Raw genomic sequence first — 14,581 nt, forward strand, 5'->3', positions numbered from 1 at the left:
TCCACACCGGCGTCAGGCGCGGCCCAGGCCCGCCTCTCGCGCCCGCACGATGGCCTCGGCGCGGGCCTGCACCTGCAGCTTGGCGAAGATGTTCGAGATGTGGTTGCGCACCGTCTTGGGGCTGAGCACCAGGTGCCGGGCGATCGCCGGATTGCTCATCCCCCGGGCGATGAGCTCGAGCACCTCCCGCTCTCGCTCGGTGAGCTCGGGGAACGCCGACACGGCCGCCGAGGCCGACGCAGCACCCGTGAGCAGAGCGGTGATCCGGCGAGCGATGCTCGGGCCGAAGACCGAGGCGCCCTCCCCCACCGACAGCACGGCAGCCAGGATCTCGGCCGGGCCGGCCTCCTTGAGCAGGTAACCCCGCGCCCCGGCGCGCAGCGCCGCGACGACGGCCTCGTCCTCATCCGACATGGTCAGGATCAGGATGCCCACCTCGGGCAGCTGGTCGAGGATCTGGCGCGTGGCCGAGACGCCGTCCTGGTCGGGCATGTGCAGGTCCATCACGATGACATCCGGGCGAAGGCGCAGCGCCAGGGCGACCGCCTCGGTGCCGGTGGCCGCCTCACCGACGGACGACGTGCGCGGATCGGTGTCGAGCAGCATGCCGATCCCGGCGCGGAACATCGGGTGGTCGTCGGCGACGAGCACCCGCACCACCTCGGTCACCGACCCTGTTGGCTCCGCCGGCCCTGCCGGCTCTGTGTGCCCCACGACGGCGATCATGCCCGATCCACCGGCGCCTCCCCTGCCCGATGTGCCGCGATCACCTCGCGGTAGTACCCCGCCGAGCCGGTGGCGGTGCGGTGGAAGTCACCGCGGTCGACGCGGAACAGCCCGGTGCCGACGTCGTACCCGTGCGTCCACTCGAAGGTGTCGATCAACGACCAGTGCACGTACGCCCGGACGTCGGCGCCGTCGCGCACCGCTGCCGCGAGCTCCGCGAGGCCGGAACCCAGCACACGTCGCCGCTGGTCATCGGCGGTGTGACCGTCGATCGTGGTGTGTTCAGTGGTGTGTTCAGTGGTGTGTTCAGTCGTGTGTTCGGTGACCACGATCGGTAACCCGTACCGCCGGGCCCACCGCAGCACCGAGCCCAGGTCGTGACGCTTGCTCGGGCGTGGTCGCAGGTCGAGGGACGGATCGGCACCAAGACGGGCGACCACCAGTGCCCGGTGAGAGTGATTGACCCCGAAGAAGTCCTGCGTACCCCGCAACCGGTGCAGACGGGCGGCGTACCGGATCCCCGGCAGACGAAGTCTCAACACTCCGGTGCGCAGCGCCTCGGGCACGGCCCGGTTGTACCCGGCGTCGGCGAACCGGGCCAGCAGGACGTCGGCCGGGTTCCACCCTCGCCCCGCCTGCAGCGGCATGAGGTGGTGCGCCAGCCCGACCCGGTGACGCCGCTGCCCGTCGCGTTCGTGGATCGCGTGATAGGCCCGGGCGTGGGCCAGCAGCAGGTTCTCGAGCACCGACACGGCGGTCGCCGGCTCCTGCAGGCCCGGCGGCCACACCCCGCGCACCCACCCCTGGACGACGTAGGCGACGGGTTCGTTGATCGTCACCCAGTCACCGACGAGATCACCGAACCGGTCCAGGCAGAGGTGCACGAAGCGCAACCAGGCGTCCACCGTGCCGGCGTAGGCGAACCCGCCGTGCTCGCTCGCCCATTGCGGCTCGGTGAAATGGTGCAGCGTGACCATGGGGGTGATCCCGGCCCCGATCAGGGCCTGACACCAGGCGCGGTAACGATCGAGCGCCGCGTGATCGATATGACCCGGAAGGGGCTCGACCCGGCTCCACTCCACCGAGAACCGGTAGAGGTCCACACCGAGCCAGCGCATCAGGCCCAGGTCGGTGGCGAGCAGCTCCCAGTGGTTGGCGGCCGGGCCGCATCGTTGACCGCGAGCGATCGCCGGCGACCCGTCGGGGCGGCGGGTCAGTTCCCAGGCCGACCACGTGTTGGCGGTGGTGCCGCCCTCGACCTGGTGGGCCGACGTCGCCACACCCCAGCGGAAGCCCGCCGGCAGGTGCAGGGACCGCGGATCGACCTCGGAGGCCTGTGCCGCCCACCACTCCTGGCGGCGCCGGGATTCCCCCGACCGATCCCCTGCCGTACTCTCCACGCGGTGCACCTCCCCGCCGGTGCGGCGCCGAGGGGATCGCCTCAGCTGGATGGTTCACTCTCGGCTCCCGGGCGACCCGGCGTCATGGGACCGGTGCCCCAACTGCAGCCGACGAACGGGGGTGACCGGTGACGGGCGACACGACGACGGTGGCGGTGCCCCCCGGCACCGCAACGCCGCGCGGTGCCGGAACGGGGTTGGGACGCCTCGTCCTGGTCGTCGTCCTCATCCTGCTGCCGCCACTGGTGACCCTCGGATGGTTGCTGCTGGCCCGGTGGTCCCTGCCCTCGGACGGCACCGTCACCGGTCAGTCGACCCTGGCCTGGACCGGCGGGACGATCATGATCGACGAGATGTACCGAACCCCGAGCTCGCTGCGGGCCGGCGATCGCGTCGCAGCCGTCGACGGTGTCGCCGTGGCCGAGTTGGCGGTCCATCCGCATCGGGTGCAGCCGCAGGCGGGCCAGACCCTCACGTACACCGTGCTGCGCGCCGACCCGGACGAGACCCGGGACGACGCGGCGGCGTCCGGTGTGGCCGCACGGCTCGACGTGCCGGTACACCTCGAGCGCTATCCCGTCGGGCGGGGCCTGGCACGCCACCTGCCCCTGTTCCCGGTGGCCGTCACGATGTACGCGGTGGCGACGTTCGTCGTCATCCGCCGACCGCGCCAGCCCGCCGCCCGTGCCCTGTACGCGCTGGCCACGGTGTTGCCGCTGACGGTGACCTCCTTCCCGTTGAGCCCGCAGGTGATCGAGGTGGTCTCGGGCGGGCTGTGGCCCTCGATCGTCGGCGACCTCGCCAACTGCCTGGCCTGGGGCGCCCTGCTGCACTTCGCGCTGGTCTTTCCCGACCCGCTGCCCGTGGTGACCCGACATCGTGGGCTGGTCCCTGTCGCCTACCTGCTGCCGTTCGGCTACCACCTGGCCCGGCTCGCGGTGACGCCCCCGATGGCGGACCGCTTGGCCGGATTGCGTTCCCTGATCGAGACCTCACAGCCTGCCGCGCACATCCAGCCGTTCCTGGTCGCCGCGGCGATGGTGGCCGGTTACCGCGCGGCCCGGGACGACCTGGCGCGCCGCCGGATGCGGTGGGCCTTCGTGACGACGATCGCGACCGTGGGGTACCTCGCCCTCGGCCAGGTCCCGGCAAGTCTGTGGGGCAGCCCGGTGATCCCGTGGGACTGGCAGGGCGTCCTGTTCGCCCCCTTCCCCGTGGCACTCGGGATCGCGGTGTTGCGTTACCGGTTGTTCGACATCGAGATCATCATGCGGCGCTCACTGGTGTTCGGCGCCCTGACGGCGAGCCTGGCCGGGCTCTACCTGTTGGTGGTCACCGCCCTCGGCCGATTCGAGGCGCTGCCCTCGACGGCGGCACCGTTCATCGCCTCGCTGGCGGTCGCCGGGTTGTTCGGCCCGTTGCGCACCCAGGCCCGGCGCCTGGTCAGCCGCAGTCTGTTCGGCGACCGCGACGATCCCTACGAGGTGATGAACCGGCTCAGCCGTCGATTGGAGGCGACCGCCTCGGCCGACTCGGTGCTCACCACCCTGGTCGAGACCCTCGCCGACACCCTGCGGCTGTCCTACGCCGCGATCCGGTTACGTGGCCCGGCCGGCTCACCCGCGCGGGACGACGCGGCACCACTCGGCGACCCGCTCGGCGCCCAGGTCGCCCACGGGGTGCGCACCGGGGCCTCGGTGAAGGTGCCGATCGTGCACGCCGGCGAGCAGGTGGGCGAGTTGGAGATCGACGCCGGGCTACACCGGGAACCCTTCGGCGTCGCCGATCAGCGGCTGCTCGACGGCTTGGCCCGCCAGGTCGGGGTGATCTCACAGAACCTGATGTTGGAGAAGCGGTTACGCCAGTCCCTCGAACGTGTGGTGACCGCCCGTGAAGAGGAGCGGCGGCGCCTGCGCCGCGACCTGCACGATGGGCTCGGGCCCTCACTCGCCGCAGCCGGACTGCAGGTCGATCTCGCGGCGTCCCTGGTCGAGACCGACCCGCAGCGAGCACGCGAGATCCTCACCGGCCTCGGGGTGGCCCATCGCGAGGCCGTGGCCGGACTGCGACGGCTCGTCGATGGGCTACGGCCCTCGGTGCTGGACCGGCTCGGCCTCGTGGGCGCACTGCGCGAGGGCGCCGATTCCTTCACCGTGCACGACACCGACACCGACACCGATGCCGACGGCGAGACCGGTGGTGCCGAGACCGGTGATACCGAGGCGTGGCTGACGGTCGGGGTGCAGGCGGGTGACATCGGGTCGCTGCCGGCGGCGGTCGAGGTGGCCGCTTACCGGATCGCGCAGGAGGCACTGGCCAACGCCGCCCGACACTCCGGTGCCCGTCGCTGTGAGGTGCGGCTGTGGCGGGATGCCTCGGCCCTGCTGCTGCAGATCGAGGACGACGGCCGCGGCCTCGAACCCGGCTACCGCGCCGGCGTGGGGCTGTCGGCGATTCGCGAACGGGCCGGCGAACTCGGCGGCAGCGCCACCATCACCGGAGGCGCTCGGGGCGGCACCCTGGTCTTCGCCCGGCTGCCGGTACGCGCCGACGCCTGACCCCTCAGCCGATGCTCACCCACGATCGGTCGAGCCCGACGGCCGAGGGCGCGTTCTCGTGGGCCGAGCCGACCAGCCGGGCGTAGTGCCCGCCCTCGACCAGCAATGACTCGTGGGTGCCGCGCTCGACGATGCGACCGTCCGCCATGACCACCACGAGATCGGCGTCGCGCACCGTGGACAGCCGGTGGGCCACCACGATCCGAGTCATCCGCAGCTCGCGCAGAGCGCCCTCGACGGCCGCCTCGGTCTGGGCGTCGAGGTGGCTGGTGGCCTCGTCCAGCAACAGGATCACCGGCCGGGACAGCAGCGCCCGGGCCAGCGCGAGGCGTTGTCGCTGCCCGCCGGACAGCCCGGAACCGCCTGGGCCGAGCCGGGTTTCGTAGCCGAGTTGCATCGCGACGACGTCCTCGTGCAGGGCTGCCAGCCGGCAGGCCCGGATCACCTCGTCCTGACTCGCCTCGGGCCGGGCCAGGCACAGGTTGTCGCGTACCGTGCCCGAGAACAGTCGTGGCTCCTGCGGGACGACGCCGAGTTGGGCTCGTACGGAACGCAGATCGAGCCGGTCGAGGTCGAGACCGTCGTAGCTGAGCCGGCCCTCGGTGGGTGAGTACAGCGACACCATCAGACGCACCAGGGTGCTCTTGCCCGAGCCGGATCGCCCGACCACGGCCACCTTCGCCCCGGCCGGGACGTCGAGGTCGATACCGTCGAGCGCCCACGGAGCGCCTGAGTGATAGCGATACCGCACCTGGTGCAGGGCAACGGCCCCGGTCAGGACGGGCGCAGCCGGGCGCGGTTCGGGCTGCTCCGGTTCGGCCTCGATGGCGTCCGCGACGTAGTCCATCGTGCCGCCGAGCTGAAAGGCGGCGGACACGTGACCGGCCATGCCCACGATGGAGGCCATGGCCGCACCCGCGAGCGCCGACAGCCCCATCGCCTGCCCCGGGCCGAGGTGCCCGCTCAGCGCTCGCTGACCGGCCAGGCTCAGCAACAACACCGGGGCGGCAATCTGGGTGACGGAGGCCGCCGCGCCCGCGATCGCCCCCAGCCGCCCCCGCTGCACGGTGACCTTCAGGGCGTCGCGGTATCGCTCGTTCTAGCGCTCCAGGGCCGAGTCCTCGGCACCGGCAACCTTGATCACGTCGATCGCCGAGAACGTCTCGACCAACGCGGTCGAGGCCTGGCCCCGCAACAGCAGCTCGGAGTGCTGCAGCCGCCGGCTGCGCACCCCGATGTAGGACGACGGGGCGAGCATCAGGATCGCCAGGCCCACGGCCAGCGCCGCCAGTTGCGCATCGATGGCCAGCACCAGGGCGAGGTAGCCCAGCGCCATCAGGCTGTCGATGGCCGCCGTCAGCACCCAGACCGACAACGCATCCCGGACGGCGTCCATCGACCCGACCCGACTGATCAGTTCACCGGTGCCGCGTCGCTGGGTGAACGAGTACGGCGCCGCGAGCAGCCGGGCCACGGCGGTGCGGGTGAGCCGCAGGCCGAGCCGGTTCTGCACCAGAACCAGCAGCAGGCCGCGGGCCAGGGTCAGCCCCAGCACCAGCGGCAGCAGCAGCAGGAACCAGCCCCACGGCGTAGGTGACCCGGTGCGGTGCCCGGCGAGCACGTCGACCACTCGAGCCGTGACCAGCGGCCCGGCCAGGCCGGTCACGGTGATCACCGCAGAGAGCAGCCCCACCATTCCCACCAGCATCCGTTGCCCGCCCAGCAGCCGCGCCAGCAACAACCACGGCGGGGTGTCCCGCGACGGCAGCGGCTGCGGCGGGGGGCCGGCGACCTCGAAGCCCAGGGCCACCCCGGACCAGTCCTCGGCCAGCTCGGCACGGCGCAGTCGGCGCCGTCCGATCGCCGGGTCCAGCACCCGGACGCGGCGCCGTCCGACGTGCTCGACGACGACGAAGTGGTTGTCCGACCACGGTGCCACGAACGGGGTGGGTACCCCGTCCGGTCGATGCCGGTCGGCCTGGACCGCGCGACCGGTGATGCCGTAGGGCAGGCCACCGTCGCGCAGCGCCCGGGCGGTGATCCCGTTGTTGCCCGGGTCGAGTCGTTGGCGCAGCACCCGCAACGGCACCGGGCGATCCAGCCCGCGAAGGATCATCGCCAGGCACGCCGGACCGCAATCGCTCAGGGTCATCTGCCGGACGAACCGCAGCCGGGATCGGCGTCCGATCACAGCCAGTGCCACTGGATGTCGGCCGTCGCTCGCCGTTGCCGCAACCACTCCTGGACGGCGGCCCGGCCGGCTGCGGCGTCCAGCTCGGGCCCCGGCGGCATCGGCCGGCGGTCCAGGATCGCCCCCACGAGGTAGCGGCCGTTCACCGGCAACGGACCGGCGACGACCCCGGTGCGCAGGTCGGGCAGGGCTTCACGCAACGCGACCGGCAGGCTCTCGACCGACCCGTTCAGCTCGGCTCGCTCGAGCTGAACACCCGAGCCGGCCAGGTCCGAGGCCGTGGCCAGCAGCTGGTCGGGCTCACCCGCCGCGAGCTGCTGGGCGGTCTCGGCGCGAGCGCACCAGACCCACGCCGCGTGCACCAGCGGGAAGTCCTCGGGGTGCGCCGCGAGGTGAGCCGGGCCGAGGCGTTCGGCCAAGCGGCGTCGGAACCGGGCGGCGAAGGCGAGGCGGGCGAGGTGGGCCTCGAAGCTGCTCGGCGTCAGGCCGACCTGGTCCAGCCAGGCCCGGGTCGCCTCGGCGCTGAGCAGACCCAGCCGCCGCCGGTACCCGTCCGCCGCCGCCTGCACCTCGGCCACGGACAACGGCTCCTGCTCGGTGCGCGCCAGCTCGATCTGCACCAGCCGGTGGTCGATCAACTGGGTGAGCAGGGCGGGCTGGTGACGTCCGGCGGTCCGCACCGCCAGCAGGACGTCCGGCACGCTCAGGTGGTGATCGTCGTCGATGGTGAGCACGTACCCGGCCGCCCAGTGCGTGGCGTGGTCCACCGACCACGGCACCCCGTCGTCGGTCTGCAGGCTCAGCGCGACGGTGCCGCCCTCGGGGTCCTCGACCAGCAGGTCGTCGCCGACCTCGGACTGGCCTGGCGGGGCGTCGATGACGAGCGTCGCCGAGGGGTCGCCGCCCCGTCCGGCCCACTCTCGCACGAGCTCTCGGGCCGCGTCCGCATCGTGACGACCGCGTGGCAGCGTGCGCAGCAGATCGATGGCCGAGGCGAGCACGTCACCGAAGCGAGCGTCGTCCAGGCCCGGGTCAGCCGGTGCCGGCACGGGCCATGGCGTCGTCTCGACGGTCACCGCGGTCTCCCTTCGTGGTGGCGGTTCGTGGCAGTGGATCGGCCTCGCTCGCTGCCAGCCAGCGCGCGACCGCCGAGGCGATCGGCAGGCCGGCCGCGTGTTGCCAGCCCCACTCGCCGTGCACGTTGAGCTCGAGGAAGACGTACTCCCCGGCCGGGGTGAGGATCAGGTCGATCGACCCCGAGACCAGCCCGTAGCCGGTGACCAGGTCGAGGCAGCGCTGCGCCACCTCCGGGGGCCAGTTGGTGCGGCCGGTGGACGTCGCGCACGCCGGTGTAGTGCCGCCAGTCGTCCGCGGTCAGCCGGCTGGCCTGGGAGGCGACCTCGGTGCTCAGCACCTGATCGCCCACCACGATGGCGCGCACCTCGACGGCCTTGGGGACCGCCGGTTGCAGGATCGCGGGCGCGTCCGCCAGTCGGTGCCGGCGGGCCAGATCCCGACGACGCACCCGGCTGGCGTAGGCGACGTGCAGCTCACCACCGCGCTGGGCATCGCGCGGGTCGAAGCCCTTGGTGATCAGCGCGCCGTCCGCGTGGTGCCAGGCCGGCACCACCACCTGCGGGTCGTTGCCGAACCAGGTGTCCGGCACGGTGAACCCCACCTCGACCGCCCGCAGCAGTTGCAGCACCTTGTCATCGGCCGGGCCGGCCGACGCCGGTGGACCCGGAAACCACCTGGCGGGCAGGGTGTTCCACAGTCCGTCCAGCAGCGCCCGGCTGGCCCGGAGACCGAATTCGCCGTGCCCGCCGGCAGACGTCGCCGGACGCAACGACCGCGCCGAGGGGCGCCGCGCCCACACGGTGCTCACCGCACTGAGATCGTGGACGCCGTCCGGCGTGCGCAGCCGCCAGGCCGGCTCACCGTCGACGATCGAGACGGTGAGCCGGTCGTCGCGGGGCAACCGGCCGCTGTCCCAGACCAGGATCCGATGCCCGGCCCGGCGCAGGGCCGGCAGCACGTACTCGACGGTGGTGTCGCTCGACTCGGTGATGACGAGGATCACGTGAGTGGCTCGGCTGCCTCAGTTGGCGAAGAAGTCGCGGCCGACGCCACTGTCGGGCGTGGTCGTGGCGGCCAACGAGAGGCTGCAGGTCGGGATCGGTGTGTTCCAGTAGTCGCCCTGGTACACGCGGAAGGGCTCGGTGCGCGGGTTCACCTCGCACATCGGCAGCGAGCCCCCCATGAGCGTGCCGCCGTCCGGTGAGCCACCGCCGTCCAGGCCGAACCCGACCGAGGTGACGTCCCAGTCGAACAGGCTCACCGGCGGACTGGTGTTGTCGTCGACCATGCCCCCGACGATCAGGTCGAGCTGATCGTCGGCGAGTTCCGGCAGCGCATCGGTCAGGTCGGTGATGCGGATGCGTGGCTGTCCCACGGTGGTCCTCCCAGCGCGTCGTGTGTCCCCGAGTCGGAGCGGTGAGTGTGCCTCCGACGACGGCACCGAACGTAGGAGGGCGCCTGGACCCCGGGTGAGGGGCGACGGCCCCGATCCGGTCACCGACCGGCCCGGGCGTCCCCGGGACCGCTGTCCCGTCGCGCGTGGGAGTGCGTGGGACCACCACCCCCGGCGGATCCGGGCTGTGGACAACGGCTTCGACGCCCCGTCGGGCTGCCAGGCTGGCCTCATGGCGTGGCAGATCAAACCCGGGTTGCGCCAGGTGTGGCGTGGCCCGGGCACGGTGCAGATCGGGCTGGACCCCCGGTGGGGCACGGTGCTCGACGGGCTCACCGCTGCCGACGCGACGCTGCTGGAGGCGCTGGCCGAGGGCCGATCGCTCGATCCCCGCGCCCGAGGGCCGGTGGCCGAGCGCGAGGCCGAGCTGGCGGCCCTGCTCACCGAGGCCGGCGTGGCGCTCACCCAGCGCACCGATCGGGTCTGGTTGGGCGAGGTGGGTCGCCACCTCGACCGCCTCGCCCCGGACGCCGCGGCCTGGTCGCTGCTGCCGCAGGCCGGCGGCGGCCCGAACCACGACGACGGCTGGCACCGATTGGCCGCCCGGGGACGGCGCACGGTACGCATCGTGGGCGCCGGCCGGATCGGCACCGCTCTGGCGACCACGCTGGCCGCTGCCGGGGTGGGCCACCTGGACCTGGTCGATCCGGCGCCGGTGAGCGCGGCCGATGTGACACCGGCCGGCGCCGGGCCGGCCGACCTCGGCAGCGCCCGTGAGCGGGCCGCCCGGCGCGCCATCCGCCGAGTGGTCGGCGAGGATCGTGCCGCGGCGCGCGACGTCGTCCCCGATCTCGTGGTGCTCGTCGAGCCGGACGCCGCGGACGCCGTGGCGGCTCAGCACCTGGTGGCGCGCGACGTCCATCACCTGTCGATCGTGATCCGCGAGGGCACCGTCATCGTCGGCCCGCTGGTGATGCCCGGGAGCTCGGCCTGCCTGCGCTGCCTGGACCTGCATCGCAGCGATCGTGACCCGGCGTGGCCGCGTGTCCTGGCGCAGCTGCTCTCGGCCCGGACCGCGCGAGGCACGTCGCGGGGTCGGGCCACCCTCGCCGAAGAGACCGCCTGCGCCCAGCTGGCGGCCTCGCTGGCCTGCCTGCAGGTGCTCGCAGACCTCGACACGCTGCACCTCGACAGCAGCCTCGCCGAGGCTGCCCGGGTACCCGCCTCGGCATCGGCCACGCTCGAGGTCGAGCTGCCGGACGGCTTGATCTCCCGCCGGGAATGGCCCCTGCACCACGCCTGTGGCTGCCATGCGCTGCCCTCGGCGGGCGGAACGGCGACAATGGGCCGGTGAGCGATCTCCCGAGGCGTGCGGTGACCCGAACCGCCAAGCTGGCCACGTTGCCGCTGGGCCTGGCCGGACGCACCGCCATCGGGTTGGGCAAACGGGTCGGCGGACGTCCCGCCGAGCTGGTCGCCGCCGAGCTGCAGGCCCGCACCGCCGAACAGTTGTTCAAGGTGCTGGGCGAGCTCAAGGGCGGGGCGATGAAGTTCGGCCAGGCCCTGAGCGTCTTCGAGGCCGCCATGCCCGAGGAGGTCGCCGGCCCCTACCGGGCCACCCTGACCAAACTGCAGGACGCCGCCCCGCCGATGCCCGCGCGGACGGTGCACGGGGTCCTGGCCAAGGAACTCGGCCCACGGTGGCGGCGCTACTTCCGCGAGTTCGACGACTCCCCCGCCGCCGCGGCGTCCATCGGCCAGGTGCACAAGGCGATCTGGAAGGACGGCCGCGAGGTCGCGGTCAAGGTGCAGTACCCCGGCGCCCGTGAGGCCCTGCTGTCCGACCTGGCCCAGGTCAGCCGGGTGGGCCGGATGGCGGCCGGTTGGATCCCCGGGTTGGACATCAAGCCGATCCTGGCCGAGTTGCGTGATCGGATGTCCGAGGAGCTCGACTACTCCCTCGAGGCGCAGTCCCAGCACACCTTCGCCACCGCCTTCGCCGACGACGAGGTGTTCGCGATCCCCGACGTGGTGCGCTCCAGCGAGCACCTGATCGTCAGTGAGTGGCTGGACGGCGTGCCGCTCTCGCGCCTGATCACCGATGGCGACAAGTCCTCGCGCGACCTGGGCGCCCGCCGTTACATGGAGTTCCTGCTGGCCGGCCCGGCCCGGGCCGGGTTGTTGCACGCCGACCCCCACCCGGGCAACTACCGGCTGACCGAGGACGGACGGTTCGGCATCCTGGACTTCGGTGCGGTCAAGCGGCTGCCCGAGGGCATGCCGCCGCAGATCGGCCAACTGCTCACCATGGCCTTGTCCGAGGACGCCGAGCGTGTGGTGGCCGGATTGCGGGACGAGGGGTTCATCAAGCCCACCATCCAGGTCGACCCGGAGGGGCTGCTGACCTACCTGTCACCGTTCCTCGAGCCGGCCCGGCACACCACCTGGACGTTCTCGCGCTCCTGGATGCGCGACCTGTTCACGCACATCAACGACCCGCGCCGTCCGCAGTGGTCGATCGGGCTCAAGCTCAACCTGCCGCCGGAATACCTTCTGGTGCACCGGGTTTGGTTGGGTGGAGTCGCGGTGCTGTGTCAGATCGGCGGTGAGGTGCCGGTGCTGCAGGTGCTGGCGGACTGGCTGCCCGGCTTCGACGTCGCGGCGCTGGACTACGTACAGATCGAGGATTGAGGAGTTCGGATCGTGGGGCAGACGCAGGGCATCCGGATCGAGGCGTTCGGCGGCGCGGACGAGGTGCTGCAGTTCGGGGCGGTCGAGGTGGCCGAGCCGGGCGAGGGCGACCTGCTGGTGGCTCCCGAGGCGGCCGGGGTCAACTTCATCGACACCTATCAGCGCAGTGGCCTCTACCCGATCCCGTTGCCCGCGACCCTGGGCATGGAAGGCGCCGGCACGGTGCTCGAGGTCGGGCCGGGCGTCACCGAGTTCGCCGTGGGCGACCGGGTGGCCTGGCTCGATGTGGCCGGGTCCTACGCCACCCAGGTCGTGGTGCCGGCGGGGCGGGCGGTGCACGTGCCGGACGGCGTCCCCGCGCCGATGGCAGCCGCCAGCATGCTGCAGGGCGTCACCGCGCACTACCTGACCACCGACACGTTCCCGGTCCGGGCCGGCCAGACCGTGCTGGTGCACGCCGCCGCAGGTGGGGTGGGGTTGTTGCTGGTTCAGCTCGCAGCAGCAGCCGGCGCCCGGGTGCTGGGCACCGTCGGATCGGCCGAGAAGGCCGATTTGGCCCGCGCCGCCGGGGCCCACGACGTGATCCTCTACCGCAACCAGGACGTCGCCCCCGCCGTCGAGCAGCTCGTCGGCCCCCACGCGGTCGATGTCGTCTACGACGGGGTGGGACGGGCCACGTTCGCGGCGAGTCTGGACGTGCTGCGCCGCCGCGGCATGTTGGTGAGCTTCGGGAACGCCTCCGGGCCGGTCGAGCCGGTGGCCCCGTTGGTGCTGGCCACCAAGGGATCGCTCTTCCTGACCCGGCCCATGTTGGTGCATTACGTGACAGAGACCGCCGAACTGCGCAGGCGCGCGGAGGCCGTGCTGAGTATGGTCGAGAATCGACAGCTCGACGTCCGCATCGGGGGGACCTTCCCACTCGACCAGGCCGCTGCGGCACACCAGGCTCTCGAGCAGCGGCGCACCACCGGAAAAGTGATCCTGACTCCCTGATCCGAACCCCGACCACGCGAGGGGGACACCGCAGTGAACATGAGCTGCGACAGCTGTGGCATGCCGATCGAGGTCGGCGACTACTGCGAGTTCTGTACCGACGAGAACGGCCAACTGCAGACCTTCGACGAACGATTCGCGCGCATGGTGGCCTCGCAGGAGACCAAGTCACCCTCGGTGCCTCGTGCCCAGGTCGAAGTCGAGACGTTGGCGTACATGGCCACCATGCCCGCCTGGCGTGATCACCCCAAGGTGATCCACATCCACCTGCCCTGAGGCGCCCGCGGGTTGGTTTCGGTCGCCCTGCCACAACCTCCCGGTGATCATGCAATCCGTGCACGAAACGTGCACGGATTGCATGATCACCGGGAGGTTGTGTCCCGGATCGGCCGCAGCGCCGTGCGGGGGACGCCGCCCCCCGCACGGCGTCCCCCGGCCCCCAGCCCCGGGCACGGCCCCCCCGGGCCCGGCCCTCGGGCACAGCCCTCGGGTCAGTTCTGTAGAGCCGACTCCAGGAGCGCGAGCCGCTCGGATGCGGCCTGAGCCCGGCGTTCGGCCCGTGCCGCGCGCCGACGCGCCCAGGCGAGTCGGCCGAGCTCATGAGCTCGTCTGGATCGTTGGGCGTTGGCGAGCCGTTCGCGCGCCAACGCGGTGGACATGGCGTGGTTCGTGGCTATCTGGTGATCCACCAGAACTCCTCGATCGTGGGTGGTGCGGCGCCCCCGGGATCGGCCGGGGGCGCCGGTGCTGATCGGTGCTGATCGGTGCTGATCGGTGCTGGTCGGCTTGGTCGGCTCGGTCAGGCTGCGATGTCGCACTTGCGCGGCCGCCCCCGGGGCCGCTTGCGAGCCACCACGACTCCGGCGATGAACAGCTCCCCTCCCCAGACGCCCCACGGCTCGCGCCGTTCGAGCGCCCCGGCCAGGCAGGCCGAACGCACCGGGCAGTCGAGGCAGAGCGCCTTGGCCTGCTCGACATCGGCCGGGGACTCGGCGAACCACAGCTCGGCGTCGTTGACGCGGCACGGGAACGCTGCCTCGCAGCGTGCGTCCTCGTCGCGGTCCACGGCGTCCAGCAGGGCCGTGAGCTGCATGCCCGTCACCTCCTGTGTCAGCGGCGCACCGGCCCGGCCGGTGCACCTGTACTCCACCGGGAGGGTGCTCTCGGTGGTGGTGCCGGTCCGCTGACATGAAGAAGGCCGCGGACCCTGTCGGGTTCCGCGGCCTCGGAGGTGGCCGGTCGCTGTGGGCTAGACCGGAAACCTTCGGGGATGAGAACCCGGGTCGTACGTGGTGTAGGCGAACGGGGCGTCAGGACCTGCGATGAGCAGGGCGTCGGCGCTGCGCTCACGACGGAAGGCGGCAGTGGCGGGGGTCTTCGCGCTGGGCACCAGGCGACCGGCGCTACCGGTACCGACCCGAGCCGAGACAGAGTTCTCCCCCGCCAGATCGGTGATCGGGCCTGCCGCATGCCTCGGCGCGATGTCGAGCCAGCCACTGAGGACGGCGCACGAGCCCGAGGACAGGGACGACATCGAGATGTTCTCGGTCAT

General features: G+C 72.3%; 15 protein-coding genes. 5 read left to right on the forward strand and 10 right to left on the reverse strand.

Features of this window, described 5'->3' with window-relative positions:
- Window positions 1-12: 12 nt before the first annotated feature.
- Window positions 13-726, reverse strand: coding sequence for a response regulator transcription factor (locus tag IPK24_24230; GenBank protein MBK8078564.1), 714 nt, complete (start codon window positions 724-726; stop codon window positions 13-15).
- The gene (locus tag IPK24_24235) at window positions 723-2,126 is read right to left on the reverse strand and encodes a glycoside hydrolase family 1 protein (GenBank protein ID MBK8078565.1); all 1,404 of its coding nucleotides are present in this window, start codon (window positions 2,124-2,126) and stop codon (window positions 723-725) included. Before IPK24_24235 ends, IPK24_24230 begins: the two co-directional genes overlap by 4 nt.
- Before the next feature lie 128 nt (window positions 2,127-2,254).
- On the opposite strand from IPK24_24235, the gene IPK24_24240 reads away from it, so the two are divergent.
- Window positions 2,255-4,684 (forward strand): hypothetical protein, encoded by a 2,430-nt coding sequence (locus IPK24_24240; protein MBK8078566.1) that lies wholly within the window; start codon window positions 2,255-2,257, stop codon window positions 4,682-4,684.
- Between the two features lie 4 nt (window positions 4,685-4,688).
- Here the strand turns inward: IPK24_24240 and IPK24_24245 are convergent, their stop codons facing one another.
- From IPK24_24245 to IPK24_24265, 5 genes are read right to left on the reverse strand one after another with little or no spacing between them, the layout of a single operon-like run.
- Complete coding sequence (locus IPK24_24245) at window positions 4,689-5,750, reverse strand: ATP-binding cassette domain-containing protein (protein MBK8078567.1); 1,062 nt, start codon at window positions 5,748-5,750, stop codon at window positions 4,689-4,691.
- A 33-nt stretch (window positions 5,751-5,783) separates the two neighbouring features.
- Window positions 5,784-6,887, reverse strand: coding sequence for a hypothetical protein (locus IPK24_24250; protein MBK8078568.1), 1,104 nt, complete (start codon window positions 6,885-6,887; stop codon window positions 5,784-5,786).
- Window positions 6,872-7,951, reverse strand: a complete 1,080-nt coding sequence (locus IPK24_24255; GenBank protein MBK8078569.1) for a TIGR04500 family putative peptide maturation system protein — start codon at window positions 7,949-7,951, stop codon at window positions 6,872-6,874. The genes IPK24_24250 and IPK24_24255 overlap by 16 nt, the downstream gene beginning before the upstream one ends.
- Window positions 7,948-8,955: a hypothetical protein gene (locus tag IPK24_24260; GenBank protein MBK8078570.1), complete on the reverse strand. Its 1,008-nt coding sequence runs from the start codon at window positions 8,953-8,955 to the stop codon at window positions 7,948-7,950. The genes IPK24_24255 and IPK24_24260 overlap by 4 nt, the downstream gene beginning before the upstream one ends.
- Before the next feature lie 18 nt (window positions 8,956-8,973).
- On the reverse strand, window positions 8,974-9,327 hold the full coding sequence (locus IPK24_24265; protein ID MBK8078571.1) for a hypothetical protein: 354 nt from the start codon (window positions 9,325-9,327) through the stop codon (window positions 8,974-8,976).
- 250 nt (window positions 9,328-9,577) lie between these two features.
- On the opposite strand from IPK24_24265, the gene IPK24_24270 reads away from it, so the two are divergent.
- The 4 genes from IPK24_24270 to IPK24_24285 are packed head-to-tail and all read left to right on the forward strand — an operon-like array spanning window position 9,578 to window position 13,305.
- Window positions 9,578-10,699: a ThiF family adenylyltransferase gene (locus IPK24_24270; protein ID MBK8078572.1), complete on the forward strand. Its 1,122-nt coding sequence runs from the start codon at window positions 9,578-9,580 to the stop codon at window positions 10,697-10,699.
- Window positions 10,696-12,036, forward strand: coding sequence for an AarF/ABC1/UbiB kinase family protein (locus IPK24_24275; protein ID MBK8078573.1), 1,341 nt, complete (start codon window positions 10,696-10,698; stop codon window positions 12,034-12,036). Before IPK24_24270 ends, IPK24_24275 begins: the two co-directional genes overlap by 4 nt.
- 30 nt (window positions 12,037-12,066) lie before the next feature.
- Window positions 12,067-13,029 (forward strand): quinone oxidoreductase, encoded by a 963-nt coding sequence (locus IPK24_24280; GenBank protein MBK8078574.1) that lies wholly within the window; start codon window positions 12,067-12,069, stop codon window positions 13,027-13,029.
- Between the two features lie 60 nt (window positions 13,030-13,089).
- The gene (locus IPK24_24285) at window positions 13,090-13,305 is read left to right on the forward strand and encodes a hypothetical protein (GenBank protein MBK8078575.1); all 216 of its coding nucleotides are present in this window, start codon (window positions 13,090-13,092) and stop codon (window positions 13,303-13,305) included.
- 215 nt (window positions 13,306-13,520) lie between these two features.
- Here the strand turns inward: IPK24_24285 and IPK24_24290 are convergent, their stop codons facing one another.
- The 3 genes from IPK24_24290 to IPK24_24300 form a co-directional block, all read right to left on the reverse strand.
- Complete coding sequence (locus IPK24_24290; protein MBK8078576.1) at window positions 13,521-13,718, reverse strand: hypothetical protein; 198 nt, start codon at window positions 13,716-13,718, stop codon at window positions 13,521-13,523.
- Between the two features lie 110 nt (window positions 13,719-13,828).
- On the reverse strand, window positions 13,829-14,122 hold the full coding sequence (locus IPK24_24295) for a WhiB family transcriptional regulator (GenBank protein ID MBK8078577.1): 294 nt from the start codon (window positions 14,120-14,122) through the stop codon (window positions 13,829-13,831).
- A gap of 156 nt (window positions 14,123-14,278) precedes the next feature.
- A complete protein-coding gene (locus IPK24_24300; protein ID MBK8078578.1) occupies window positions 14,279-14,581 on the reverse strand; it encodes a hypothetical protein in 303 nt (100 codons plus the stop codon).

The sequence above is a fragment of the Kineosporiaceae bacterium genome (assembly GCA_016713225.1).
GTDB lineage: Bacteria > Actinomycetota > Actinomycetes > Actinomycetales > Kineosporiaceae > JADJPO01.